Here is a 24,754-nt window from a genome sequence, read left to right as displayed (position 1 = left end):
CCGCGCCGCCGGTCGGCGTTACCACCCGGTACGACGACGACGTCACACCCGTACGTCACACCAGGCCGTCACACCCGGCCGCGACGGCGGGCCCTACTCCTCGACGAGACCCAGGTGCCGTGTCACCCCGTCCCAGCCCGCCAGCAGCGGCCGCACGAGCGCGACGAGGTCCGCCGGGAACACCTCGATCTCGACCCGCGCGAGGTCGTCGAGGTTCCACCACCGCACCTCGTCGATGACGTCGAGCTCCATCGCGGTCCAGCCCTCGCGGCTGAGCGCGGCGGCCTCGTCGACGCGGGCGAGGAAGAACTCCTCGTCCTGCCACAGGTGGGCGGCGGCGAAGTCGAACACGGCCGACCGCGTGAGCACCGGCCCGACGAGGTCGGCGTCGTCGACGACGAGGCCCGTCTCCTCCCGGACCTCCCGCACGGCCGCGGCCCGGCTGCTCTCGTCGGGGTCCAGCCCGCCGCCGACGGTGAACCACCACGACCGCTCGGGCTGGTCGACGTCGTGCCCGCGCAGGAGCAGGACCCGGTCCTGGGCGTCGACGAGGATCACGCGCGCGGCGCGCCGCCGCAGGACGCCGTCCGGCCCCGGCTGCCAGTGGCTGCCGGGGCCGTGCACCGGGCCGCCGCCCTCGAGGTGGCTGCGCGCGCCGGAGGGCGCGTCGCTCACCAGCCGCGCTCGGCCAGGCGGTGGGGCTCCGGGACGTCCTCGACGTTGATGCCGACCATCGCCTCGCCGAGCCCGCGCGAGACCTTGGCGATGACGTCGGGGTCGTCGTGGAAGGTCGTGGCCTTGACGATCGCGGCGGCGCGCTGGGCCGGGTTGCCGGACTTGAAGATGCCCGAGCCGACGAAGACGCCCTCGGCGCCGAGCTGCATCATCATCGCGGCGTCGGCGGGGGTGGCGATGCCGCCGGCGGTGAAGAGCACGACGGGGAGCTTGCCGGCCTCGGCCACCTCCTTGACGAGCTCGTACGGCGCCTGCAGCTCCTTGGCGGCGACGAACAGCTCGTCCTCCGGGAGCGAGGTCAGGCGGCGGATCTCCGCGCGGATCGTGCGCATGTGCGTCGTGGCGTTGGAGACGTCGCCGGTGCCCGCCTCACCCTTCGAGCGGATCATGGCCGCGCCCTCGGTGATGCGCCGCAGCGCCTCGCCGAGGTTCGTCGCGCCGCAGACGAAGGGCGCCGTGAACGCCCACTTGTCGATGTGGTGCGCGTAGTCCGCCGGCGTCAGGACCTCGGACTCGTCGATGTAGTCCACGCCGAGCGACTGCAGCACCTGCGCCTCGACGAAGTGGCCGATGCGCGCCTTGGCCATCACGGGGATGGAGACCTCGGCGATGATCGAGTCGATGAGGTCCGGGTCGCTCATGCGGGCGACGCCGCCCTGCGCGCGGATGTCGGCCGGCACGCGCTCGAGCGCCATGACCGCCACGGCACCGGCGTCCTCGGCGATCCGGGCCTGCTCGGCGGTGACGACGTCCATGATGACGCCGCCTTTGAGCATCTCCGCCATGCCCCGCTTGACCCGCGCGGTGCCGACGGCACGGGCCGAGGACTCGGCGGCGGGGACGGTGGGCTGGGCGTTCTCGGTCACGGCATGCCTCGCTGGTCCAGGCCGGGGTCGCCGGCGCGGCGGTGGTGGATGCGCCCATGGTAGGCCCGGCCCCGCGGGCGCCGGGGCGACGTCTCAGGTCCCCCGCGCGCGGTCGTCCGGCGTCAGCGCGCCGCCGGCGACGGGTCGGCGAAGGCCGCCGGCCAGGAGTCGTCGAGCTCCAGCGTCCGGGGCATCGGCGCGTGCCCGGCCAGGCGCAGCGCCCGCACGAGCACGCCGCGCCGCAGCCGCTGCGTCTGCGCGACGGCCTCGTTGTGGAACCGCCGCGCGAGCTGCACCCGGTACCAGGCGGCCGCGAGGTCGTCGAGCAGCTCGTCCCCGCCGGGCTCCGCCCGCAGCGCGGCGACCTCCTCGGGCTCGTCGAGCACGGTGCGCAGCGTGTTCGTCAGCTCGCTCTCGGCGCGGGCGCGCTCCCGGGCGCGCTCCTCGCGCAGCGGGAGGCGCGGCGCGCCGCTCGTCGGCCGCAGCGGCCGGGGACCGGCCGGCGGCGGGGTACCGGCCTCGACCAGCAGCGCACGCAGCTCCTCCGGTAGCACGACCTCCGTCTCGGCGTCGGTCCCGCCGCAGGCCAGCGCCGCCAGCGCCGCCTCGCCGACGAGCACCGAGCTCACCGGGTCGAGCAGCCCGGACGTCGCCAGCTCGGCGGCGGCCGTGGCGCGCCGGACGAGCTGGGTGTCCAGCACCGCGCGCGAGGCGCCGACCTTGCGGTGGAGCCGGTCGAGCCGCGACGCGGCGACCCACACGACCCACACCAGCAGGGCGCCCACCCCGAGGACGATCACGCCCACGTCCGTCGTCACGCGTCACCCCGCAGCCGCACGCGCTCCTCGCCCCAGGTGCGGGTGAGCCGGCGCAGGCGCGCCCCCCGCAGTGAGGCCGGGTCCTCCCCCACGGGTGCGTCCCGGCCCTCGACGATCATCTCGTACACCGCCAGGACCCGGTCGGTCACCACGGACCAGTCGTAGCGCGGCACCGTCCGGTCCGCGGCCTCGCGGACGCGGTCCCGCAGCGCCGGGTCCCCGAGCACCCGCACGAGCGTCGCCCCGAGGTCGTCGGCGTCGCCCGTGCGGAACAGGACCCCGGCGGCACCGTCGTCGAGCACGCGCGAGAAGGCGCCGAGGTCGCTGGCGACGACCGTCGCCCCCGCGGCCATCGCCTCGACGAGGACGATGCCGAAGCTCTCCCCGCCCGTCTGCGGCGCGCAGTACACGTCGACGGAGGACAGGAGGGCCGCCTTCTCCTCGTCGCTGACGCCGCCGAGCAGCTCGACCGCAGCCGCCGCGTCGCCGAGCAGCTCCCGGACGTCGTCGGCGTCCGTCTCCCCCCGGCCGGCGACGAGGAACCGCGCGCCGGGGTGCGCCGCGAGCACGCGCGGCACCGCCGCGAGGAGCACGCCCAGGCCCTTGCGGGGCTCGTCGAGCCGGCCGAGGAACGCCACCGTGGGCCGCTCGGGCGTGCCGGTCCAGCGCGGGTCGGGCCGCGCGGCGGCGAAGGTGCCCGTCCAGACGCCGTTGGGGATGACGACCGCGTCGCCGCCCAGGTGCTCGACGAGGGTGCGCCGCGCGTCCTCGGACACGGCGACGCGGGCCGAGATCTTCTCCAGCGACTGGCGCACGAGCGGGTAGGCCATCTGCAGCGACCGGGACCGCTGCAGCGCGGTGTGGAACGTCGCCACGACGGGCCCGTCCGCGATCCACAGCGCCAGCAGCGACAGGCTCGGGGTCACGGGCTCGTGCAGGTGCAGCACGTCGAACTCCCCCGACCCCACCCATCGGCGGACGCGGGCCGCGGTCACGGGGCCGAACGTGAGGCGCGCGACCGACCCGTTGTACCGGACCGGGACCGCGCGCCCGGCCGCCACCATCCAGGGCGGGACGGGGGTGTCCTCGTCGGCGGGCGCCAGCACCGACACCTCGTGGCCGCGCGCGAGCAGGGCCTCCGCCAGGTCGCGGACGTGGAACTGGACCCCCCCGGGCACGTCGAAGGAGTACGGGCAGACGATCCCGACGCGCAACGGCCGCACCGGCGCCCGGTCCGCGACGCTCACGGCCCGACCGCCGTCGTCGGCGCCGGCGTCGGTACCGTCGTCGCGCGGACCGCCGCGTCGCGCGCGGGGTCGAGGTCCTCGACGAAGACCCGCTGCAGCATGTGCCAGTCCTCGGGGTGCTCCCGCACGCCCGCCTCGAGCACGTCGACCCAGGTCTGCGTGAGCACGGCGACGGCGGCCGCGCGGGGCATCCCGGTCGGCACCGGCAGCTCCGGGGAGAACCGGACGACGAGACCCCACGGCGACCGGGCGGCGCGGCGGCGCGCGCCGTGCAGCCGCTCGTAGTGCAGCACCACCGCGTGCAGGGGCGCGCCCGTGCCGAGCGCCAGCGCGGCCGGGCCGGCCGCGACCCGGGCGGGCCGGCCGGCGAGCCGCACCTCGACGCCCCGCGCGGTGAGGTCCCGGTCGGCGAGGAGCGGCACCACCCGGCCCGGTGACCGCACCGCCCGCACCAGCCCGCGGAAGACGTCCTCCCCGCCCGTCAGCGGCAGGATCTGCATGCCGAGGCCCTCGCGGAAGCGCAGGAACTCGGTGAAGACCTCCTCGGGCTCCAGCCGCTCCGCGACGGTCGTCACCGGCGCCAGGTGCGTCGTGGCCCACGCGCCCGCGAGGTCCCAGTTGCCCATGTGCCCCAGCGCCAGGACCGGGGACCGGCCGGCGTCGAGGTGGCGCTGGAGGTGCTCGCGCCCCTCCGCGCGGACGCGCGCGGCGAGGACGTCGGCCGGCCAGGCGGCGACCGCGAAGGCCTCCCCGTAGTAGCGCAGGTAGGACCGCATGCCGCGCCGGCTCAGCCGCCGGACCGCGGGCCCGTCCAGGTCGGGCCGCACCCGCGCGAGGTTGGCCTCCAGCCGCCGCACCCCGGCGCCGTGGCGCAGCCAGGTGACGTCGGCGACGAGCGCGCACACCCCGCGCAGCACCGGTCCCGGCACGCGGCCCGCCCACCGCCACGCGAGCGCGAACGCGCGACCGACGGGCAGCCGCGGCCGGCTCACCGCCGCCCCGCCGTCCCGACGGCCTGCCGGCGCACGGTCGCCATGCGCTGGCCGACGGTCACGGCCGAGGCCACCGCGAGCAGGGCGAGCACGACCGTCAGCACCGCGTGCGGCAGCCCGAGCCCGACCAGGGCCGTGGCCAGCAGCGTCACCAGGAGCCGGTCCGCCCGCTCGGCGATGCCGACGGCCGCCGTCATGCCCAGGCCCTCGGCGCGCGCCCGCGCGTAGGGCACGACCGAGCCGAGCACGAGGCACGCGAGGGCCGCCACGGCGGTGGCGTCGTCGTCGCGGCCCAGGGCCCACAGCAGCAGCCCGGCGAAGATGGCGCCGTCGCCGAACCGGTCGAGCGTCGAGTCGAGGAACGCCCCCCAGGGTCCGGAGCGGCCCTGCAGGCGCGCCATCACCCCGTCGAGGGAGTCGGTGAGGACGAAGACGCCGATGACGACGGCCCCGAGCAGGAGATGGCCGGTGGGGAACGCGACGAGCGCGGTGACGACGACGACCAGCGTGCCGGTCACGGTGACGGCGTCCGGCGACACGCCCGCGCGGAGCAGCGTGCGGGCCAGCGGCGTGAACAGCGCGGTCATGAGGCCGCGCAGACGGTCGAGCACGGCGGTCAGCCCCGGGGCCAGGCGGCGGCGAGCCGGTCGCGGGTGTCGGCGAGCAGCTCGGGCAGGGCGCGGCTGCGGCCGACGATGGGCAGGAAGTTCGCGTCCCCGGCCCAGCGCGGCACGACGTGCTGGTGCAGGTGTGCGGCGATGCCGGCGCCCGCGACGTCGCCCTGGTTCATGCCGAGGTTGAAGCCGGCCGGGTGCGACACCGCGCGCACGACTCGCATCGCCGTCTGGGTCAGCCGGGCCACCTCGTCGATCTCCTCCGGCGTCAGGTCGGTGTAGTCGGCGACATGCCGGTCGGGGCAGACGAGCAGGTGACCGCTGTTGTACGGGTAGAGGTTGAGGACGACGAACGCGACCTCGCCCCGCGCGACGACGAGCCCCTCCTCGTCGGGCAGGCTCTGCACCCGGCAGAACGGGCAGCCGGAGCCGGCGGCGTCGTCCTCGGGCTTGCCCTCCCCGCCGATGTAGGCCATCCGGTGCGGCACCCAGAGCCGGCCGAACCCGTCGGGCACGCCGGGCCGGTCCTCCGGCCGCTCGACGACGACGTCGCCGCCGTCCCCGTCCACCTGTCCGCCCGCCCGTCCGTCCGTCTCTCCGTCCGCCGCCCCCTGCGCGCCCGTCCCCGTCACGTCAGACCTGGACCCGGTCCCGCACGGCGGCCAGCACGCGCGCGACCGCCTCGTCGACGGGCACGCCGTTCTCCTGGCGCCCGTCCCGGAAGCGGAACGACACGGCGCCGGCCTCGACGTCCTCGCCGCCGGCGATGAGCACGAACGGCACCTTCTCCTTGGCGGCGTTGCGGATCTTCTTGCCGAACCGGTCGTCCGAGCGGTCGACCTCGGCGCGGATCCCCTCGGCGCGCAGGCGCTCGACGAGCTCCGCGAGGTAGCCCTCGAAGGGCTCCGCGACGGGGATGGCCAGCACCTGGACCGGCGCGAGCCAGGCGGGGAACGCGCCGGCGTAGTGCTCGGTCAGCACGGCGAAGAACCGCTCGATGGAGCCGAACAGCGCGCGGTGGATCATGACGGGCCGCTGCCGGGTGCCGTCGGGGGCGGTGTACTCGAGCTCGAACCGCTCGGGCAGGTTGAAGTCGAGCTGGATCGTCGACATCTGCCAGGTCCGGCCGATGGCGTCCTTGGCCTGCACGGAGATCTTCGGGCCGTAGAACGCGGCGCCGCCGGGGTCCGGCACGAGCTGCAGGCCCGACGCCTCCGCGACGGAGCGCAGCGTCTCCGTCGCCTCCTCCCACGCCTCGTCGGACCCCACCGACTTCTCGGGGTTGCGGGTGGACAGCTCGAGGTAGAAGTCCTCGAGGCCGTAGTCCTTGAGCAGGTCGAGGACGAAGGTCAGCAGGCTCGTGAGCTCACCGGCCATCTGCTCGCGGGTGCAGTAGATGTGCGCGTCGTCCTGGGTGAAGCCGCGCGCGCGGGTCATGCCGTGCACGACGCCCGACTTCTCGTACCGGTACACCGTCCCGAACTCGAACAGCCGCAGCGGCAGCTCGCGGTACGAGCGCCCCCGCGCGGCGAAGACGAGGTTGTGCATGGGGCAGTTCATGGGCTTGAGGTAGTAGTTCTGCCCCTGCTTGCGCACGGTGCCGTCGGCGTCGCGCTCCTCGTCGAGCTGCATGGGCGGGTACATGCCCTCGGCGTACCAGTCGAGGTGCCCCGACACCTGGAACAGGTGCTCCTTCGTGATGTGCGGGGTGTTGACGAAGGAGTAGCCCGCCTGGACGTGCCGGCGCCGGGAGTACTCCTCCATCTCCATGCGCACGATCCCGCCGCGCGGGTGGAAGACCGCGAGGCCGGAGCCGATCTCGTCGGGGAAGGAGAACAGGTCGAGCTCGGTGCCCAGCCGGCGGTGGTCGCGGCGCTCGGCCTCGGCCAGCCGGTCGAGGTGGGCCTTGAGCTCGTCCTTCGTCGGCCAGGCGGTGCCGTAGACGCGCTGGAGCTGCGGGTTCTTCTCGCTGCCCCGCCAGTACGCCGCGGCCGAGCGGGTGAGCTGGAAGCCGTTGCCCAGGACCCGGGTGCTGGGCACGTGCGGCCCGCGGCACAGGTCCTGCCAGACGACCTGCTCGCTCTCGCGGCCGGCCCCGCGGACGTTCTGGTAGACGGTCAGCCCGCCGAGGCCGACCTCCACCGACGCGCCGTCCTCGTCGCCCGCCGCGCCCTTGAGGCCGATGAGCTCGAGCTTGTAGGGCTCCTCCTTCTCCAGCGCGCGCGCCTCGTCCTCCGTGACGTCGACGCGGCGGAAGGTCTGGCCCTCCTTGACGATGCGCGCCATGACCTTCTCCAGGGCGCGCAGGTCCTCCGCCGTGAAGGGGGTCTCGACGTCGAAGTCGTAGTAGAAGCCGTCGGTGATGGGCGGGCCGATGCCGAGGCGCGCCGCCGGGTTCACCTCCTGCACGGCCTGGGCGAGCACGTGCGCGGCGGAGTGGCGTAGCACCTCGAGACCTTCGGGGGACCCGATGGTGACGGCCTCGACGACGGCACCCGCCGGCAGCTCGCGGTGCAGGTCGCGCAGCTCCCCGTCGACGCGGACGACGACGACGTCCTTGCGCGACCCGAACAGGTCGGTGCCCGTCGTCCCCGGCTCCACCGTGGTGGCCGTGCCGTCGACGGTGAGGGTGATGGGCTCGGGCACCGGTGCTGCCTCCTCTGCGCGGGTCCACCCGGGCGGCGGACCGGCCCCGATGCTACCGGCGGGGCCTCACCCGGTCGGCACACGCACACACCCGTGTGCGCCCGGCCGCGCACCCGGTCACGCGCCGGAGAACGACGGAGGGCCGGCACCGTGACGGTGCCGGCCCTGCGCCGGTGCGGTGGGCGATACTGGGTTCGAACCAGTGACCTCCTCGGTGTGAACGAGGCGCTCTACCACTGAGCCAATCGCCCGGACCCGGGACCCGGGACGCCCCCGCGGGGTGCGTCGGTCCGGAACTCTAGCCGACATCCGGGCGAACTCCTAAGCCGCCCGCCGACGCCCGGCCCACCCCCCGCCCGCACCGCCCGACGACACCCGGCGCACCGCCCGGGACACCTCAGTCCCGTCCCGGCCCACCCGATGGGTGCGACGGGCGGCCACACCGCCCGTCCGCCCCTCCGCGTCACGCGGGCGTCACCCCCCGGTGGCGCAGACCACCCCGACAGGTCCTCGACAGGTCCTACCGGGTGAACGGGGGCAGGTCACACGGACGCCGGGACCCCCCGGCTGCCATGATGGGCACTCCAGAGCCCGTGCGAGACAGGAGGACCGCGATGACGAACCCCGCGTTCGACGTCGTCGAGGTGGTCGCGATGCAGCTCATCGGGTCCGACGCGAGCGTGGTGCCGGTGGCGACGGAGCTGTCGTTCCGCGCCTCCGACCCGTACACCGTCCGCGCCGTCTTCACCGGCGCCGCCTCCATGTCGACGTGGCTCCTGGGCCGCGAGCTGCTCGCGCAGGGCGTCCACGCCTCCGCCGAGGCCCCCGCCGGCAACGGCGACGTCCAGGTCTGGCGCGACGAGGACCCGGAGTTCACGCTCGTCTCGCTCAGCGGCGTCGAGGGCAGCGCCCTCCTGGCCGCCCCCACGGAGCCCATCCTGCGGTTCCTCGACGCCACGGAGCGGCTCGTCCCGCTCGGCCGCGAGGGCGAGCGCATGGAGTCGGAGATCTCCGCCCTCATCGCGGCGCTGCTCACCGCCTGACGGACGCGCCCCGGCCGCTCCCGCCCGCCCGCCCGGGCGTCCCCGGGCGCGGCAGCACGACGCCGCCTACGGGTCCAGGTCCTCCGCCGACCGGCGCACGTACAGCGCGCGCACGGCCTCGAAGGCGTCCCCGGGCTCGACGGGCGTGCCGTCGAGCTCCACGACCGGCGTCAGGCCGCGGACCGACCCCGACAGCGCCAGCGCCGCCGTCCCCGTCAGCACCTCGTGGACCACCGCGTCGTACCGCAGCTCCCCCGGCGCCGCCGCCCGCACCGGCAGCCCCGCGTCCGCCGACCACTCGAGCACGAGGTCGCGCGTGACGCCCGCGAGGCACCCGCTGCTCAGCGGCGGCGTGAGGACCTCCCCGCCCCGCGCGACGAAGACGTTCGACGCCGCGCCCTCGCACAGGTCGCCCACCGTGTTGGCGACGAGCGCCTCGTCGGCGCCCTCGGCCCGCGCGTGCCGCAGGATCGCCACCTGCTCCGCGTAGGACGTGGTCTTCAGGCCGGCGATGGAGCTGCGCTCGTTGCGCACCCACGGGACGGTCACCGCGCGGGCGGTCGTGGCCCCGCCGTGCCCGGCAGGGGCGGCGGCGACGAGCAGCGTCGGCGCGATCTCGTCGTCGGGGGCACGCGCCGGCCCCAGCGGCGAGGGTCCGGCCGTCACGGTGATGCGCAGCCGCCCGGCGTCGGGCGCCGCCGCGAGGACGGCGGCCGCGCCGGCCCGCACCTCCGCCTCGTCGGGCACGGGCAGGCCGAGGCCCGCCGCCGAGAGCGCGAGCCGCCGCAGGTGCCGCGTGAGCGCGAAGACCTGCCCGTGGCGCACCGCGCACGTCTCGAACACGCCGTCGCCCACCGTCACTCCGTGGTCGACGGGCGTGAGCAGCGGCGCCGCCGGGTCGACGAGCCGGCCGGCGGACCACACGACGACGCTCACAGGGCCATCCTGGCACCGGAGGCCAGCGCGACCAGCCGGGCCGCCTTGAGCTCGGTCTCGGCCCACTCGGCGGCCGGGTCGCTCCCCCAGGTGATGCCCGCGCCCGTGCCGAAGCGGAGGGTGCCGCCGTCGTCGGGCGTCCACCAGAACGTCCGGATGCCCACGGCGAGCTCGGCGCGGACCGCGCCGTCCTCCCCCACCCGCACCCAGCCCACCGCGCCGCAGTACGGGCCGCGCGGCACGGGTTCGAGCTCGGCGATGACGTCCAGCGCGCTGCGCTTGGGTGCGCCGGAGACCGAGCCCGGGGGGTAGGCCGCCGCCAGCAGCGGTCCCCAGAGGCGGCCGGCGGCCGTGAGCGCCGGGTCGAGCCGGCCCGTCACCGTCGACACGAGGTGCACCAGGCCCGGGTGCTGCTCGACGCGCAGGAGGCCGTCGACCGCGACCGTCCCTGGTCGGCAGACCCGCTGCAGGTCGTTGCGGACGAGGTCGGTGATCATGACGTTCTCGGCGCGGTCCTTGTCGCTCAGGCCGGCGGCGGTCGCGGCCGTGCCCTTGATGGGCGCGGAGGTGACGCCGTCGCCCTCGACGCGCAGGAACAGCTCCGGCGACGCGGTCACGACCCAGGCGCCGGGGTCGTCCGGGCCGCACGCCGCCCGCGGGACGTGCACCCACCCGGCGTAGGGGGCGGGGTTGCCGGCGGCCAGCACGCCCGCGAGGGCGGCGGCGTCCGGTGCGGTGCCCTCGTATGGCGCCGGCAGGGGCGCCCGCAGGACCCGGCAGAGGTTGGCCTGGTAGACCCGGCCCGTGCGGACGTGGTGGCGCACCCGCTCGACGGCGTGGCGGTACGCGGTCTCGTCGAGCGAGGAGGTCCACGCGTCCGGCCCGGGACCGCGCCAGGGCAGGCGCACGCCCGGCGCGGCCGCCGACGGGCCGGAGGCCGGCGACCGCTCGACGACCTCGTCGAACCGCCACGCGTGCACCGCGCCCTCGAACGTCCCGACGAGAGCCCAGACCCCCGGGGTCACCAGGTCCTCGGGACGCGCCGTCACGTCGACGTGCTCCACGACACGCCGGGCGACGAGGCCGCCGAAGGACGCCTCCCCCTCCCCCGGCCGGCCGGCCCGCGCGCCCGCGACGGGGCCGGCACCAGGGACGACGCGGGCGTGGGCCATGCGCCGACCGTACCGAGCAGGTGGCCCGGCGGCGCCGGCGGCCGCCCCGGAGCGGGTTTGGACTCCACCCCGCGATGCGGTTAGAGTCATCCCCGCACACGGCAAGCCGGTGAAGACCGGCGGACGTGCTGTGCGGACGTGGCTCAGTGGTAGAGCATCACCTTGCCAAGGTGAGGGTCGCGGGTTCGAATCCCGTCGTCCGCTCGGAGGCTCTCCCCATCGACCCCTGCGGGTCGCTGTGGACTGCGGTCTCAGGGTGGAGTGGCCGAGAGGCGAGGCACCGGCCTGCAAAGCCGTTTACACGGGTTCGAATCCCGTCTCCACCTCGCAGCACGACGAGGACCACCCCCGGGCGATTGGCGCAGCGGTAGCGCGCTTCCCTGACACGGAAGAGGTCACTGGTTCGATCCCAGTATCGCCCACCACCCGCACGACGACGCAGGCCCGACCGGATCGCTCCGGTCGGGCCTGCGTCGTCGTGCCGGTCGCTGCGGGAACGGGACGTGACGTCCCTCCCCGTCTCAGCCGACGGCGACGAAGCCGTCGGCACCGGACGAGATGCTCCAGACCCGGACGTCCTTGCCGGTGCCGGCGTGGTCCTTCTGGTAGAGCCGGACCACGCCGCCGTCGTGGGCGACCCCGGTGCCGTGCACCTCGTGGCTCCCCGTCGCACCCCTCACCTCGATGCTCACGGGGCCGACGAAGTCGGTCAGCGCGGTGGGCGCCCGTCCTCCGACGACGGTGATGCCGTACGGCACCCCCGACACGATCGTGGCTGCTTCCGTGCTCGTCATGGTGAGGCCTCTCGTCGGTCTGCAGGAGGCGGCCGCTGTCGCGGTGCGGTCCCCAGCGTGCCGGGTGACGGGGGACGTGTCGAGGGCACGGGCTGCCGACGTGGGAGGGCGGCTCAGGCGGGGGCCGAGCGGAGCAGGCGTCGGACCGCGATCATCGCGCCGCCGAGGACGGCCGGGATGCCGCCGCCCGGGTGCACCGAGGCGCCGACGCGCCAGAGCCAGGGGCGCAGGGGGTCGCGGTAGGCGGGGCGGTGGAACGGTCCGCTCTGCCACGGCGGGCGCGCGGCGCCGTACAGCGCGCCGTGGGGCTCGCCGGCGGCGCCGTAGTGCTGCGGGTCGAGGACGACGGCGTCCTCGAGGTGGTCGGTGAGGGGGGTCGACAGCCCCAGGGCGGCGGACACCCGGTCCACCTCGCGGCGCACGAAGGGGTGCTCGATCGTGTACCGGCCCCCGTCGGCCGGCGCGGTCAGCAGGACGCCGAGGGTGCTGCGCCGGTTCGGGTACACCTGGCCGGCGCGGTAGTGGTTGACGAACACCATGGTGTCGGCCGGCTCGTCGCCCGCCTCGAGGCTGCGGTACAGCGCCTCCGGCCGCGTGGGCAGGACGACGCTGTGCGCGGGCAGCCCGGCCGGCAGCTCCTCGCGGAGCGCGCCGTAGACGGCGACCGCGGAGCACGAGAGCGGGCGACGGCGTCGCCGCGGGCGCCGGAGGACGGCGAGCGGCGGCCCCCCGGCCGTGAGCGTCGCCAGCCGGTCGGCGTCGAGGCCGCTGACGACGAGGTCGGCCCGGTGCCGCGCCGTCACCGTGGTGACCAGCCCGCGCTCGACGCGGGTGACGGGCTCGCCCAGGCGGACCTCCACGCCGGCGGCCTCGGCCAGGCGCGCGAGCGCCAGCACCACCTCGTGCACCCCGCCGCGGGGCACCCAGACCCCCGTCGCGGCCATGATCGCGGGCATGCTCGCGTAGAGGGCGGGCGTGCGGGCCGGGGAGACGCCGGCGTTGAGCGTGTGGATGGCGAGGACGTCGCGGAGCCCGGCGGGCAGCCACGGCAGGCCGTCGAGGTAGGCGGCCGTCGTCAGGCGCCGGCCGTACACGTCGAGCAGGCGCCGCAGGGCCGGCAGCGACGCCCGGTCGAGCGGGTCGGCGAGCAGGAGCGCCGACACGTCATCGGCCAGCGGGGAGTGCAGGTCGCTGAACCGGCGCCACGCGGGGTACCAGGGGTGGTCGGGTGCGACGGGCAGGTCCGTCACGTCGCCCCGGTGGTGGTACCGGCCGACCTCCGGCATGCGGACGAGGTCCAGCCCGCCGACGCGCTCGGCGGACCCGTGGCCGTCGTCGAGCCGGCGCAGCAGCTCGTCCCACACCGCGGGGAACGTCACCAGCGACGGGCCGGTGTCGACGCGGGCGCCGCCCAGCTGGAGGCGGCGGCTCTTGCCGCCCAGCGCGTCGGAGGCCTCGAGCAGCGTGACCCGGTGGCCGGCCCGGCCCAGCAGGGCGGCGGCGGCGAGCCCGCCCAGCCCGCCGCCGAGGACGACGACGCGGCTCACGGCCAGCGCCCGAGGAAGATCGCGACGGTGAGCAGCACGCCGGCGAACGCCCCCGCGACGTAGGGGAACGCCACCGACGCCGGGTACAGGCGGTGCCCCGTCGCGGGCGTGGGGTCCCGCAGCAGCCGCACGACGAGGGTGCCGGCGATGAGGAGGTTCACCACCGCCACGGGCACGCTGACGAGGGCGAACAGGACCGACGACAGCGTCCACCACGCGCCGCTCCACAGCGCGGTGCCGCGGGGGCCGAGGCGCACCGCGGTCGTCGTGATGCCGGCCTCACGGTCCTCGACGATGTCCTGCACGGCGTCGAACGGGTGCTTCGCCACGCTCCAGGCCATGAGGCCGAGCGCCGCGGGCCAGACGGGCGTCTCGTCGAGCGCCGCCGGGACGAGGACCAGCGGCAGGGCGTACGCCGCGTTGCTGAGGGAGTCGAGGAACGGCCGGGCCTTGAAGCGCAGCGGCTCGGCGGAGTAGTAGACGAAGACGCCGGCGTAGAGCAGGGCGACCGCGGTGGCCTGCCAGGGCAGCGCGAGCACGAACCAGGCGAGGAACGGCAGGTTCGTCGCGGCCACGCCCCAGGCGATGAGCCGCACCTCCGAGGGCTCGATCCGCGCGCCCTCCAGCGACCCCTTGCGCGGGTTGGCCGCGTCCGTCTCCTGGTCGTACACGTCGTTGACGCCGTAGATGAGCAGGTTGAACGGCAGGGCGAGCCACAGCAGCACCGGCACGGCCCGCAGGTCCAGGAACGTGCCTGTCAGCCACATCCCGACGACGCCGCTGCCGATCGTGTTGATCCAGAGGACCGGCCGCGAGATGTGCACCAGCCGGGCCACGACCGCCCCGGGCCCGCGGGCGGTGGCGCCCGCGGTGCGCCCGGCCCGCTCAGCGATCGCCGTGCCCGCCGCACGAGGGAACGGGGCACGTACGACGCGGTCGCATGCCGTGGCTCCTCGAGATCGTCGTCGTCACGGGGTCCGCCGGACCCCCGCCGCAGGTGAGCGACCCGTCGGGGCCCCGCGGGCACGGCGAACATAGCCGCGGCGCGGAGCGCGCCGCCAGCGCACGGGGACCCGGTCCCCTCAGCGCACACTGGGCGCGTGCGCATGATGCTGCTGACAGCCGGGACGCGCGGCGACGTGGAGCCGTTCGTCGCCCTCGCTCGGTACGTGGCCTCACGCGCGCACGAGGTGCGGCTCGCGGTGCCCACCGGTGCCGACGTGCCGGACGGGCTGGACGTCGTGCGCTTCGACCTCGACGCGCGGCGGGTGCTGCCCGCGCCCGGTGCCACGCCGTGGGCGCTCGCCCGGCACCTGCGCGACGAGGTGCGGCCGGCGATGGCGGGGATGCTGTCCGCCGCCGTACGCGAGACGGTGGCGTTCGCGCCCGACGTCGTCGTGCATCACGCCCTCGTGCTCACCGCGCCCCTGGCGGCCGACGCGCTGGGCGTCCCGCGCGTGCTGGTGGAGCTCGCGCCGGTCGCGACGCCGTCGGCCGAGCTGCCCGCCGCCGGGGGCCCGACCGCGACCCGCGAGCTCGGACGCTGGAACCGGGCGACCTACGCGGTGCCGCGTGCTGCGGCCCGGGTCTTCGACGCCGAGGTGGCGCGAGCGGCGGCGCAGCTCCCGACGGGTAGCCGACCGGCCCGGCGCACGCCGTCCCGGGCGACGCTCATGGCCGTCAGCCCGCAGCTCGTGCCGCGGCCGCGGGACTGGCCGGCGCGCGTCCACCTCACGGGGCACTGGCACGACGACACGCCCGCCGACGTCGACCCGGCGGTGGCGGCCTTCGTCGCGGGCGGGCGGCACCTCGTCGCGTCGTTCGGCTCCATGGCGGCGGGCGCCGCCGGGCGGAGGGGCGAGCAGCGCGCCCGCGACCGTGCCCGCGACCGTGCCCGCGACCGTGCCGAGCACCGGGCGCGCGGCGTCATCACCGCCGCCCGCGCCCACGGGCTGCGCACGCTGCTGCTCACCGGGTGGGGCGGCCTCGCGCTGCCCGACGACCTCCGCGGGCCCGACGTGCTGGCGGTGCCGGCCGCGCCCTTCGGGAGCGTGCTGCCGGGGGCCGCGCTCGTCGTCCACCACGGCGGGGCGGGCACCACGCACGCCGTCGCCCGGGCCGGCGTGCCCTCGGTGGTCGTGCCCGTCACGGCGGACCAGCCCTTCTGGGCGGCGCGGCTGCACCGGCGCGGTATCGCCGCGGCGCCCGTGCCGCTGCGTCGGCTGTCGGCGGCGACGCTCCTGCCCGCGGTCGCCGATGCGCTCGGCCGACGCGAGGCGGCCGCGGAGGTCGGACGGCTCGTCCGGCAGGAGGACGGGCTGGCCGCCGCGCTGGACGTGCTGACCGCGCTCTGACGGCGGCGGCACCGGCTCAGGCGCCGGCTCAGGCGACGTCCGGTGCCGGCGGCTCCGGCGCCCCGGCCGCCTCGTCGCGCTCGGCCCACGCGAGCAGGGGCGCGAGGTCGAAGACGGCGTCGTCCCTGCCGGCGTGCAGGTCGCCGAGGGCGGCGTAGCGCGCAGGGACGGTCGCGATGGTGCAGTCCCGGGGGTCGACGTCGTCGACCTCGTCCCACCGCAGGGGCGTGGACACCGTCGCGGTGGGCGTGCCGCGCACGGAGTACGCGGAGGCGATCGTGTGGTCGCGCGCGTTCTGGTTGTAGTCGACGAACACGAGCGCCGGGTCGCGGTCCTTGCGCCACCACGTCGTCGTCACGTCGTCGGGCGCCCGCCGCTCGACCTCGCGCGCGAAGGCGAGGGCCGCCCGGCGCACGTCGGCGAACCCGTGATCGGGGCGGACGCGCACGTAGACGTGCAGCCCGTTGCCGCCCGACGTCTTGGGCCAACCGACCGCCCCGAGGTCGTCGAGCACCTCGTGGACGACCCCCGCCACCCGCTGCACGCGGTCGAAGGGGCAGTCCGGCATGGGGTCGAGGTCGATCCGCCACTCGTCCGGGCTCTCGGTGTCCGCGCGGCGGCTGTTCCAGGGGTGGAACTCCACCGTCGACATCTGCACGGCCCACAGCACGTGCGCGAGCTCGGTGACGCACAGCTCGTCGGCGGTGCGGCGGTACCGCGGGAAGAAGACCTCGACCGTCTCCATCCACGGCGGCGCGCCGGCGGGGAGGCGCTTCTGGTGGACCTTCTCCCCCGCCAACCCGTCCGGGAAGCCGTGCAGCATGCAGGGGCGCTCCCGCAGCGCGGCGACGATGCCGTCGCCCACCGCGAGGTAGTACCGCGCGAGGTCGAGCTTCGTCGCGCCCGTCGCGGGGAACATCACGCGGTCCGGGCTGGACAGACGGACCGTGCGCCCGCCGACCTCGAGCTCGACCGCCGGCGTCCGGGTGCTGGCCATGCCCCATCCAAGCGCAGCCGTCCCCGCCCGCGCACCGGGGACACGCGCCCGGCGACACGCGTCCGAGGACACGCGTGCGAGGACCGGGCAGGATCGGGTCGTGCCCGACGAGCCCACCCGCGTGCTCCCCGTCTTCCCGCTCGGCTCCGTCCTGCTGCCGGGGATGCCGCTGCCGCTGCGGGTCTTCGAGCCGCGCTACGTCGCCCTCCTGTCGGACGTGCTCGGTGCCGACGAGCGCGAGTTCGGCGTCGTGCTCATCGAGCGCGGCTCGGAGGTCGGCGGCGGGGACGTCCGGTTCGGCACCGGCACGGTGGCGAGGATCGTGCAGGTGGAGGTCGGCGAGGGCCTCGTCGTCCTCGTCGCCCGCGGCACCGAGCGGTTCGAGGTGGTGCGCTGGCTCGACGACGACCCCTACCCGCGCGCGGAGGTCCGCATGCTGCCGGCGCTCGTGCCCGAGGACCCCGCCGCGCTGGCGGAGGCCGAGCGGGTGGTGCGCGAGACGCTCGTGCGGGCCGCGGAGTTCGTGGAGCTGCCGTGGCCCGCGGACGTGGCGCTCGCCGACGACCCCGCCGCCCGGATGTGGCAGCTCGCGGGCATCGCGCCGCTCGGCGCGCTCGACACCCTCGCGCTCCTGCGCTCGACGACGGCGGCGGCGCTGCTGGCGCGGCTGGTGGAGGAGACGCGGGCGGTGCTGCCGACGCTCGAGGCCGGGTGGCTCGACGACGGCGAGGGCGACGAGGACGACCCGCGCTGACGACCAGCGCTGACGGCCCGAGGGCCTGGCACGACGACCGGGCACCACGGCCGGGACGGACGCCGCCGCCCCGGGCGCCCGCACTACCCTCGGCGCCACAGGACGGGAGCGGGCGGGTGCACGTCCGCCCCCGTGAGGGACGGACGACGCACGACGGGAGGCGGGGCGCGGTGGCGGTGGTGACGAGCGCGGACGTCGCGCGCGCGAGCGGGGTCTCCCGCACGACCGTCAGCTACGTCCTCAACGGCACGCCCGGCACGACCATCTCCGCCGCGACCCGCGCCCGCGTCCTCGAGGCGGCCGAGCGCCTCGGCTACGCCCCCTCGGCGGCCGCCCGGACCCTGCGCCGCGGCCGCAGCGACCTCGTCGTCGTCGTGCTGCCGCACTGGCCGATCGGGCCGGTCGTCGACGCGCTCCTCGACCGCCTCACCACCGACCTCGCCGAGCGCGGGCTGTCCGTGCTCGTGCACCACGGGCGGGGGCGTCGGCCGCTCGCGGACCTGTGGCGGCACGTGTCGCCGCGGGCGGTCGTGGGGCTGGCGCCTTTTGACCCGGCCGAGCTCGACGCCATGCGTCGGGCGGGCATCACCCCGGTCGGCGCGCTCGTCGGGCGGGACGGCCGCGACCCCGCCCCGGACCCCGCCGCCTACGCCGGCGCGCAGGAGGGCATCGGGCGGCTGCAGGCCGAGCACCTGCTGGGACGCGGGCGCAGCCGGCTGGCGTACGCGGCACCCGCCGACGAGCGCCTGGCCGGGTTCGCCGCGCAGCGCCTGGCGGGCGTGCGCGCGGCGTGCGCGGCGGCCGGCGCGGCCCACCCGCTCGTCGCGGAGGTCCCGCCCGACCCCGACGCCGCCGCGGAGGTGTGCCGGGTCTGGGCGGCGGCGGGGGTCGACGGCGTGCTCGCCTACAACGACGAGGTCGCCCTCGCGGTCCTGGCCGGGCTGCGCGCCGTCGGCGCCCGGGTGCCGGAGGACGTGGCCGTCGTGGGCGTCGACGACGAGCCCGCCGCGCGCCTGGCCGTGCCGCCGCTGAGCACGGTCCAGCAGGAGATCGAGGTGGAGGCGGACCACCTGGCCGCCGTCACGCTCGCGACGCTCGACGGGCGCGCCGTGCCGCCGCACCCGCCCACGTCGGTGCGCCTCGTCGTGCGGGGGTCGAGCTAGCCGGGTCGGGCCGGGCGGGCCGGGCCGGGCAGGGCGAGCCGGGCGGGCGAGGCGGACGTGGTCGGCGCGCCGGCGGCAGGGGCCGCCGGCGCGCCGCGCCTCACGGGGCCGGGTACCGCACCACGTAGCTCGGGACCCCGGTGGTGCCGGCGTCGGAGCGCGCGCCCACGCCGTTGACGACGTGCTCGACCGTGCCGGCGCCGAGGTGGACCGTCATGACGTGCTCGAGCACGACCCCCGGCGCGTCCGGCACGGAGAACCCGTCCTCCGTGACGATCGACGGGTCGTTCTGGTTGAACACGTACACCCCGCCGCCCCACAGCCGGTGCTGCGTGACGTCCGGCGCGACGGTGTACCCGGGCCAGCCGAGCGTGCCGTCGGGCTGCTGCCAGTCCGCCTGCGTCGGCGGGTCGTAGGGCAGCTCGTTCTGGAAGAGCACCACCTGCCCGCGCTCTCCCTCCCACACGAGGTTGCGCTGCTGGAAGTGCTCGACGAACAGCCCCGTCGCCGTGACGTCGTCGCCCGTGACCACGACGCCGGTGCGGCCGGTGTTGGTGCGCCAGCGGTCGGTGTCGCCGTTCACGCCGGCGGTGAAGCCCTCGACCCCGTGGTCGGCACGCCACACCCACGTGTGGTCGACGAGGACGTGGTCCGCGTCGATGCGCAGCGCCGTGTCCGTGCGCCCGACGTGCGGGCCGCCGACGCGGAAGTAGACGTCGGACAGCGTGATCGGGTCGGCGGCGCGGTCCGCGTCGGAGAACCGGCCGTGGCCGACCCCGGGGTGCGTCGCGCCGACCTGCAGCAGGACGGGCGACTCGACCGTGCCCGCGTCGACGGTCACGCCGGCGACCACGATGCCCGGCACGTCGGACACCGTCAGCGGCACCGACCCGCCGACGGCGGTGAGCGTGGCGTGCCCCATCCCCAGCACCACCGTGCCGGGACGGGTCACGCGGATCGACCGGTCGACGTCGTAGACGCCCGGCGTCAGCAGCAGGTGCTTGCCGGAGGCGAGCGCCGCGTTGATGCGCTGGACCGTGTCGCCGGGCCGCGCGACGAAGAAGTCCGTCAGCGGCACCGTCCGGCCCGGCGTGGTGCCGTCGGCCCACGTGACGCCACGGCTGGCGGTCTGCGCCGCCGGGACGCGCACGGCGTAGCGGCCGGGGCCGTCGACGAACAGGTACGGCTTCTCCCGGCTCACGGGCGTCGTGTCGAGGGTGGTGTAGGGCGGCGTCGGGAAGTCCTCGTCGGAGGGCGCGCCCTCGACGCCCGAGAACACCTGGTTCCACACGCCGTTCGACCAGGACCCCACGACGCTGTCGCGCGTGAGCCACTGCTGCTGCGACCCGTTGACCACGGCCCCGAAGCGGGAGTCGGCGATGAAGCCGCCCGACGCGTACTGCGGGCCGGCGGTGCAGTAGTCCATGAGCGAGAACGGCACGGAGCCCTGCACGTCCAGCCGCCGGACCGACACCGCCTGCGAGACGGCCCAGAAGTTCGCGCTCTGCCGGCACCCGTCCTGGCCGCCGCCGTCGATCCGCAGCGTGAGGTTCGACAGCGTGCGCCAGAACGTGTTGAGGGCGATGCAGTTCGTCGTCCCGCCGTCGCCGAGGCAGCGGTTGTAGCTCTCGATCTTGCCGTGGACGACGACGTCGCCCGGCGAGGCGCCGAGGCCGGCGACCTCCGTGTAGTAGCCGACGCGCAGCTGCAGCGGGTCGGCGGCCGAGCCGTAGGTGCCGGGGCGCAGCAGCACGCTCCAGCGGGCCGTGCCCATCTCGGCGTCGACCTGCTGGGCGGCGATCGTGTTGACCGTGTCCTCGATCTGCTGCACGGGCATCGAGGGGTCGAGGACCACCACGCGCGCGCCGAGGTCGACGGGTGCGGGACGGGCGGGGGCCGCCGCGACCGGCGTGGTCAGCGCGGGCAGCCCGAGCACGGCGACGGCGCCGGCGGCGACCAGGACGCGCGGCAGGCGTCGGCGGGGCGGTGGGGTGGTGAGCGGCATGCGGGGCGACCCTCTCCATCGAGGACGGCTCGGCCGGGTACCGGCCGGTGGTGACTCGTGTCACCACCGGACACTACGGGCTCGTCAGGCCTGTGTCACGACCAGCGGTCAGCCCCGGTGCGTCGAGGGGTCCTCCCCGCGGCGCAGGGGCGGCAGGTGCTCGACGAGGTGCCCGAGCCGCGCCAGACCGGCTCCCGCCGTGCCGAGCACGGGCGCCCAGGCCCGCGGTCCGCGCTGGACCAGCAGGTCGACCACGTCGCGCGCCCGGTCGACGAGGGCCAGGGGCAGGGCGGCCAGGACGTTGCCGGGCGGGCGCCGCGCCACCAGGGGGTGCGCCCGGGTCGGCGCGACGCGGCGGACGACCTCCCACAGCAGGCCCAGCCGGCGCAGCTCGCGCCGGTCGGTGACGGACTGCAGCCGCGGGAACAGGACGTCCTCCTCGTCGCGCACGTCCTCGCGCAGCACCGCGGCGAGCCGGCCCAGGACGGCGGGGCGCTCCGGGTGCCCCGGCGGGAGGGACTCCAGGCGGGTCACCAGCTCGTTGACCTCCTGGTGCTCCCGCTCCACGTCGAGGGTGATCGCGTCCCCGTCGGGCAGCGCCCGCCGCACGACGGGCCACAGCACCGACTCCTCGGCGAAGGCGTGCGGGAAGACGAGGCGGTACAGCCGCCGCAGCACGTCCTCCTGCGCCCGGCCGTCGGTCGCGTCGAGCTCCGCGAGCAGCGCGTCGAGGTGCTCGTGGTCCGCACGCTGCCGCGCGAGCACGCTGAGCCGACCGCCGAGCGCGGCGAGGGACTGCTCGCCGATCGACGTGCCCGCCGGGGGCGGGACGTCGGGGACGGGCACGTGCGGGTGGACGTGCGTGCTGCTGGGCATGCTGCTGGTCGTGCTGCTCTGCGTGCCGACGTGCGGGTCGGGTCCGGCCATGGTGGGTCTCCTCCCGGGGTCCGCCCACCTCTGGACCGTGCCGAGCGCGGCGCCGGTCCACCGGCGCCAGGGCACGTCGCGACGGTACGCCGACGTGCCGGGCCGCGCCCGACGCGCCCGGTCGGCACGCCCTCCGGCACACCCTCCGGCACACTGGGCCGGTGGACAACCACCCGCTCGTCGCCCTGCTGCTCGCCGACCCGGACACGGACACGGAGACCTGGTCCGCGCTGGGCGAGCACCTCCCGGGGGCGGTCGCCACCGCCGTGTGGCAGGTGCACGCCGCCGCGGACCCGGCCCGCGTGCGCGAGGTCGTCGACGCCGTCGACATCACGGCGGTGCCCTACGACCGCGCCCTGCCCGTCCACGCCGCGCTGGTCCGCTCGCGGCGCTCGTCCCTCGCGGCCGCCCTGCTCGAGCGGGCGGACCCCGGCGCGCTGACCTACCTGCTCAAGCACGCCGACCCCGTGCCCGCACCGCTGGTGCGGTGGGTCATGAACACGGAGCACCGCGACGCGCTCCTCGTCGGCGCGACCGCCGTCTCGCTGCTCGACGCGCCGACGCTGCGCCCCCAGCACGCCCAGATGACGCGCGACCTGGCCGGTGAGGCGCGCGACCCCGGCACCGCCCGGCGGCTGCGCGAGCGCATCCAGGTCGCGCTCACGGTCGACGCCGCGCGCACCAGCACCGCCGACTACACCCTGCAGCAGCTCACCGCTGCGCTGGAGCTCGCCGACGTCGCAGACGTGCCCGGCATCGTGCGCGGCGCGCGGGAGCAGGTGGCGGGCGGGACCCCCGTCCTCGCCGCCGTCGTCGACGCGCTGGACGGCCGGCTGGACCCCGACGTGCTGCACGGCGTCCTCACGCCGGTCGAGCTCGGCACGCCCGTGCACGACGTCCCGGCGGCGGTGGCCGCGCGCGCCTGCCACGACCACCCCTCCACGCGCCCGGGCTGGTGGGACCTGGCGCTGCGCGCCCTCGCCGACGGCACGCCGGGGCCGGCGCACCTCGTCGTGCTCGGTGCCCGGCCCCCCGCAGCGGCGCTGCCGGACCTCGTCCGCGCCGCCGTCGCCGGGCTGGCCGGCGGTCGCACCGGGGACCAGGGCAAGGACCTCGTCCTCGTCCTGGCCGCGCACCTGCGCGGGCGCGAGGAGCCCGAGGCCGAGACCGCCCGTGCGGTGCTGCGCGAGGCGGCCACCGCCCCCGGCGCCCCCGCGACGGCCCGCGTCGCGGCGCTCCTGCTCGACGAGCCCGCCGCCCTGGCGATGCGTCCCCTCACCGAGCTGGCCGAGGCGGCCGGCGCCGACACCGGGACGGGCACGGGCCTGTGGCTGCTGGCGGACGTCCTGCTCGGGGACCCCGACGTGCGCGCCGCGCTGGCGGAGCTGCGCTCGAGCCCCGGGACGCTGGCCACCGCGCTGCGCGCCGGGGCCAGCACCTCCCCGCTCAGCGTCCCCCAGCTGCGTGACGTCGTGGGCCCGACCGACTGAGCCGACCGGGTCGCCCGGACGCCGACCGCTCGGCGGGCCCTGACCGCCGCCGATGGGCCGGGCGTGACGACGGACGTGACGACGGGCGCGACGGGCGTCGCCGCGCCCCTCACCGGGGCCCGGGCACGCGTCGCGCCCGTGCTCACCCTCGGCGCGCTCACGGGCGGCACCGCCGCCGATGCCGCGCTCGTCCTCACCGGGGAGGTCGCGTGGGCCGCACCGGGGCTCGTCGTCCCGGTGGTGGCGCTGCTCCTGGCGCACGTGCGGCAGCAGCGCGCGCAGGACGGGACCGCGGGGCGCGCCCGGCGCTAGGGTGCCCGGCATGGCGACACGGGGCTTCACCGGGCGGCGGCGCGAGACGGACCCGCGGCTGCCCCCGGGCCAGTACGACACCGGGCGGGACTGGCCGGTGCTCACCGCCGAGGTCACCCCGAACCTCCGGCCCGAGACGTGGACGATGTCGGTCGACGGCCTCGTCGAGCGGCCGAGCACCTGGACCTGGGACGAGATGCACGCCCTCCCCCAGTCCCGCTACGAGGGCGACATCCACTGCGTGACGACGTGGTCGATGCTGGGCACCTCGTTCGAGGGCGTCTCGGTGGACCTGCTCCTCGAGGCCGCGGGCGTCCGGCCGGAGGCGGCCTTCGTCCTGGCCACCTCGACGACGGGGTACACGACGAACCTGCCTCTGGCCGACGTCACCGGCGGCAAGGCCTGGGTCGCGTGGAGCCACGAGGGCCGGCCCCTCACGCCGGACCACGGCGGCCCGGTGCGGCTGCTCGTGCCCCACCTGTACTTCTGGAAGAGCGCGAAGTGGGTGACCCGCCTGACGCTCCTCGACCACGACGTGCAGGGCTTCTGGGAGCGCAACGGCTACCACGACCGGGGCGACCCCTGGACCGAGCAGCGGTACCAGGGTGACTGACGCGCTGTTCGCGCCCGCCGCGGGCCCGTCCACGGGTCCCGTCGGCGGGTGGCGGCACGCGCGCGTGCTGAGCGCCGACCACCCGCACCCCGCGGCGGTGCGCCTGCGCCTGGACGTGCCGGACCGCGTGGACCACGTGCCCGGCCAGCACTACGTCGTGCGCCTCACCGCCGACGACGGCTACCGCGCCCAGCGGTCCTACTCCGTGGCCTCCGCGCCGTCCGACCCGGCGGTGGAGCTGTGGGTGGACCGGCTCCCCGACGGGGAGGTGTCCGGGTTCCTGGCCGACGAGGTGCGGGCGGGCGACACCCTCGAGGTGCGCGGGCCCGTCGGCGGCTGGTTCGTCTGGGACGGGTCGGGCCCGGCCCTGGCTGTCGGGGGCGGCAGCGGCGTCGTCCCGCTCGTCGCGATGCTGCGGCACGCGCAGGACCTCGGGGTGCGCGAGCGACTCCGGCTGGCGGTCGCCGCGCGCACCCGGACGCTCCTGCCCTACGCCGACGAGCTGCTCGCCGCCGGGGCGCTCGTCGCCCTGTCGCGGGAGGACGCCGCAGGCCGGGCCGCCGGGCGGCTCGGCGCCGACGACCTGCGGACCCTCGTCGGGCCGGGGCCGGCCTTCGTGTGCGGGTCGGCGGGGTTCGCGGGCGCCGCGAGCCGGCTGCTGGTGGAGCTCGGCGTCGACGAGGGCGCCGTGCGCGTGGAGCGGTTCGGTCCGACGGGCTGACCGGCGGG

At 76.6% G+C, this 24,754-nt stretch carries 24 protein-coding genes and 4 tRNA genes; 11 read left to right on the top strand and 17 right to left on the bottom strand.

What is annotated here, in order from left to right:
* Positions 1–93: 93 nt before the first annotated feature.
* The 9 genes from BM048_RS03540 to BM048_RS03500 form a co-directional block, all read right to left on the bottom strand.
* Positions 94–675 (bottom strand): NUDIX hydrolase, encoded by a 582-nt coding sequence (locus BM048_RS03540; RefSeq protein ID WP_308439553.1) that lies wholly within the window; start codon positions 673–675, stop codon positions 94–96.
* Positions 672–1,601, bottom strand: coding sequence for a pyridoxal 5'-phosphate synthase lyase subunit PdxS (gene pdxS / locus BM048_RS03535; protein WP_090030857.1), 930 nt, complete (start codon positions 1,599–1,601; stop codon positions 672–674). Before pdxS ends, BM048_RS03540 begins: the two co-directional genes overlap by 4 nt.
* 122 nt (positions 1,602–1,723) lie before the next feature.
* A complete protein-coding gene (locus BM048_RS03530; protein WP_090030856.1) occupies positions 1,724–2,419 on the bottom strand; it encodes a hypothetical protein in 696 nt (231 codons plus the stop codon).
* Positions 2,416–3,633, bottom strand: a complete 1,218-nt coding sequence (locus BM048_RS03525) for a glycosyltransferase family 4 protein (protein WP_090030982.1) — start codon at positions 3,631–3,633, stop codon at positions 2,416–2,418. Before BM048_RS03525 ends, BM048_RS03530 begins: the two co-directional genes overlap by 4 nt.
* 29 nt (positions 3,634–3,662) lie before the next feature.
* Positions 3,663–4,658 carry a phosphatidylinositol mannoside acyltransferase gene (locus BM048_RS03520; protein ID WP_239079033.1) on the bottom strand — a complete coding sequence of 332 codons (996 nt, stop codon included), beginning with the start codon at positions 4,656–4,658 and terminating at the stop codon, positions 3,663–3,665.
* Entirely contained in the window at positions 4,655–5,269 is a 615-nt protein-coding gene (gene pgsA / locus BM048_RS03515; RefSeq protein WP_090030854.1) for a phosphatidylinositol phosphate synthase, read from the bottom strand. The genes BM048_RS03520 and pgsA overlap by 4 nt, the downstream gene beginning before the upstream one ends.
* 5 nt (positions 5,270–5,274) lie before the next feature.
* Entirely contained in the window at positions 5,275–5,841 is a 567-nt protein-coding gene (locus tag BM048_RS03510; RefSeq protein WP_239079037.1) for an HIT family protein, read from the bottom strand.
* A gap of 64 nt (positions 5,842–5,905) precedes the next feature.
* Positions 5,906–7,918, bottom strand: coding sequence for a threonine--tRNA ligase (gene thrS / locus BM048_RS03505; RefSeq protein ID WP_090030852.1), 2,013 nt, complete (start codon positions 7,916–7,918; stop codon positions 5,906–5,908).
* Positions 7,919–8,097: 179 nt separating this feature from the next.
* Positions 8,098–8,169, bottom strand: a tRNA-Val gene (locus BM048_RS03500).
* Positions 8,170–8,532: 363 nt separating this feature from the next.
* Here BM048_RS03500 and BM048_RS03495 point away from each other — a divergent pair.
* Positions 8,533–8,961, top strand: a complete 429-nt coding sequence (locus tag BM048_RS03495) for an SsgA family sporulation/cell division regulator (protein WP_090030850.1) — start codon at positions 8,533–8,535, stop codon at positions 8,959–8,961.
* Positions 8,962–9,027: 66 nt separating this feature from the next.
* Here the strand turns inward: BM048_RS03495 and BM048_RS03490 are convergent, their stop codons facing one another.
* The gene (locus BM048_RS03490) at positions 9,028–9,897 is read right to left on the bottom strand and encodes an aminotransferase class IV (RefSeq protein WP_090030847.1); all 870 of its coding nucleotides are present in this window, start codon (positions 9,895–9,897) and stop codon (positions 9,028–9,030) included.
* Positions 9,894–11,069 (bottom strand): chorismate-binding protein, encoded by a 1,176-nt coding sequence (locus BM048_RS03485; RefSeq protein ID WP_090030845.1) that lies wholly within the window; start codon positions 11,067–11,069, stop codon positions 9,894–9,896. The genes BM048_RS03490 and BM048_RS03485 overlap by 4 nt, the downstream gene beginning before the upstream one ends.
* 132 nt (positions 11,070–11,201) lie before the next feature.
* On the opposite strand from BM048_RS03485, the gene BM048_RS03480 reads away from it, so the two are divergent.
* The 3 genes from BM048_RS03480 (at position 11,202) to BM048_RS03470 (ending at position 11,494) form a co-directional block, all read left to right on the top strand.
* Positions 11,202–11,273, top strand: a tRNA-Gly gene (locus BM048_RS03480).
* Positions 11,274–11,324: 51 nt separating this feature from the next.
* Positions 11,325–11,395: transfer RNA gene (locus tag BM048_RS03475), tRNA-Cys, on the top strand.
* A 24-nt stretch (positions 11,396–11,419) separates the two neighbouring features.
* Positions 11,420–11,494 (top strand) — tRNA-Val (locus BM048_RS03470).
* 96 nt (positions 11,495–11,590) lie between these two features.
* Here BM048_RS03470 and BM048_RS03465 read toward each other — a convergent pair.
* The 3 genes from BM048_RS03465 to BM048_RS03455 all read right to left on the bottom strand — a co-directional run bounded on the left by BM048_RS03465 (position 11,591) and on the right by BM048_RS03455 (position 14,237).
* Positions 11,591–11,863: a hypothetical protein gene (locus BM048_RS03465; protein WP_090030843.1), complete on the bottom strand. Its 273-nt coding sequence runs from the start codon at positions 11,861–11,863 to the stop codon at positions 11,591–11,593.
* A gap of 113 nt (positions 11,864–11,976) precedes the next feature.
* A complete protein-coding gene (locus BM048_RS03460; protein ID WP_090030841.1) occupies positions 11,977–13,410 on the bottom strand; it encodes a phytoene desaturase family protein in 1,434 nt (477 codons plus the stop codon).
* Complete coding sequence (locus BM048_RS03455) at positions 13,407–14,237, bottom strand: UbiA family prenyltransferase (protein ID WP_373308467.1); 831 nt, start codon at positions 14,235–14,237, stop codon at positions 13,407–13,409. Before BM048_RS03455 ends, BM048_RS03460 begins: the two co-directional genes overlap by 4 nt.
* 279 nt (positions 14,238–14,516) lie before the next feature.
* Here BM048_RS03455 and BM048_RS03450 point away from each other — a divergent pair, with 279 nt between their 5' ends.
* Positions 14,517–15,764: a glycosyltransferase gene (locus BM048_RS03450; RefSeq protein WP_239079038.1), complete on the top strand. Its 1,248-nt coding sequence runs from the start codon at positions 14,517–14,519 to the stop codon at positions 15,762–15,764.
* 28 nt (positions 15,765–15,792) lie between these two features.
* Here the strand turns inward: BM048_RS03450 and ligD are convergent, their stop codons facing one another.
* Entirely contained in the window at positions 15,793–16,761 is a 969-nt protein-coding gene (gene ligD / locus BM048_RS03445) for a non-homologous end-joining DNA ligase (protein ID WP_090030836.1), read from the bottom strand.
* A gap of 100 nt (positions 16,762–16,861) precedes the next feature.
* On the opposite strand from ligD, the gene BM048_RS03440 reads away from it, so the two are divergent.
* Both BM048_RS03440 and BM048_RS03435 read left to right on the top strand, forming a co-directional pair.
* Positions 16,862–17,515: an LON peptidase substrate-binding domain-containing protein gene (locus tag BM048_RS03440; protein ID WP_239079034.1), complete on the top strand. Its 654-nt coding sequence runs from the start codon at positions 16,862–16,864 to the stop codon at positions 17,513–17,515.
* A 170-nt stretch (positions 17,516–17,685) separates the two neighbouring features.
* Positions 17,686–18,678, top strand: a complete 993-nt coding sequence (locus tag BM048_RS03435) for a LacI family DNA-binding transcriptional regulator (protein WP_090030832.1) — start codon at positions 17,686–17,688, stop codon at positions 18,676–18,678.
* Between the two features lie 100 nt (positions 18,679–18,778).
* Here the strand turns inward: BM048_RS03435 and BM048_RS03430 are convergent, their stop codons facing one another.
* Both BM048_RS03430 and BM048_RS03425 read right to left on the bottom strand, forming a co-directional pair.
* Complete coding sequence (locus BM048_RS03430; RefSeq protein WP_090030831.1) at positions 18,779–20,683, bottom strand: adenylyl cyclase; 1,905 nt, start codon at positions 20,681–20,683, stop codon at positions 18,779–18,781.
* A 108-nt stretch (positions 20,684–20,791) separates the two neighbouring features.
* Entirely contained in the window at positions 20,792–21,610 is an 819-nt protein-coding gene (locus BM048_RS03425) for a hemerythrin domain-containing protein (protein WP_203708947.1), read from the bottom strand.
* 161 nt (positions 21,611–21,771) lie between these two features.
* Here BM048_RS03425 and BM048_RS03420 point away from each other — a divergent pair, with 161 nt between their 5' ends.
* The 4 genes from BM048_RS03420 (at position 21,772) to BM048_RS03405 (ending at position 24,746) form a co-directional block, all read left to right on the top strand.
* Positions 21,772–23,100, top strand: a complete 1,329-nt coding sequence (locus BM048_RS03420; RefSeq protein WP_090030829.1) for a hypothetical protein — start codon at positions 21,772–21,774, stop codon at positions 23,098–23,100.
* 63 nt (positions 23,101–23,163) lie between these two features.
* On the top strand, positions 23,164–23,412 hold the full coding sequence (locus BM048_RS03415; RefSeq protein WP_090030827.1) for a hypothetical protein: 249 nt from the start codon (positions 23,164–23,166) through the stop codon (positions 23,410–23,412).
* A gap of 10 nt (positions 23,413–23,422) precedes the next feature.
* The gene (locus BM048_RS03410; protein WP_175499238.1) at positions 23,423–24,025 is read left to right on the top strand and encodes a sulfite oxidase-like oxidoreductase; all 603 of its coding nucleotides are present in this window, start codon (positions 23,423–23,425) and stop codon (positions 24,023–24,025) included.
* Positions 24,018–24,746: an FAD-binding oxidoreductase gene (locus BM048_RS03405; protein ID WP_203708946.1), complete on the top strand. Its 729-nt coding sequence runs from the start codon at positions 24,018–24,020 to the stop codon at positions 24,744–24,746. Before BM048_RS03410 ends, BM048_RS03405 begins: the two co-directional genes overlap by 8 nt.
* Positions 24,747–24,754 lie beyond the last annotated feature (8 nt).

The organism is Cellulomonas marina (assembly GCF_900111925.1).
Lineage (GTDB): Bacteria > Actinomycetota > Actinomycetes > Actinomycetales > Cellulomonadaceae > Cellulomonas > Cellulomonas marina.
The sequence above is the reverse complement of the archived record's forward strand: the minus strand, read 5'-3'. Positions and strand labels throughout refer to the sequence as shown.

What these genes read in the sequence shown, in the direction of transcription:
- BM048_RS03465 (WP_090030843.1), bottom strand. Translation starts at nt 11,863, where the DNA reads ATGACGAGCACGGAAGCAGCCACGATCGTGTCGGGGGTGCCGTACGGC.
- ligD (WP_090030836.1), bottom strand. Translation starts at nt 16,761, where the DNA reads ATGGCCAGCACCCGGACGCCGGCGGTCGAGCTCGAGGTCGGCGGGCGC.
- BM048_RS03410 (WP_175499238.1), top strand. Translation starts at nt 23,423, where the DNA reads ATGGCGACACGGGGCTTCACCGGGCGGCGGCGCGAGACGGACCCGCGG.
- BM048_RS03485 (WP_090030845.1), bottom strand. Translation starts at nt 11,069, where the DNA reads ATGGCCCACGCCCGCGTCGTCCCTGGTGCCGGCCCCGTCGCGGGCGCG.
- BM048_RS03425 (WP_203708947.1), bottom strand. Translation starts at nt 21,610, where the DNA reads ATGGCCGGACCCGACCCGCACGTCGGCACGCAGAGCAGCACGACCAGC.
- BM048_RS03495 (WP_090030850.1), top strand. Translation starts at nt 8,533, where the DNA reads ATGACGAACCCCGCGTTCGACGTCGTCGAGGTGGTCGCGATGCAGCTC.
- BM048_RS03430 (WP_090030831.1), bottom strand. Translation starts at nt 20,683, where the DNA reads ATGCCGCTCACCACCCCACCGCCCCGCCGACGCCTGCCGCGCGTCCTG.
- BM048_RS03450 (WP_239079038.1), top strand. Translation starts at nt 14,517, where the DNA reads ATGATGCTGCTGACAGCCGGGACGCGCGGCGACGTGGAGCCGTTCGTC.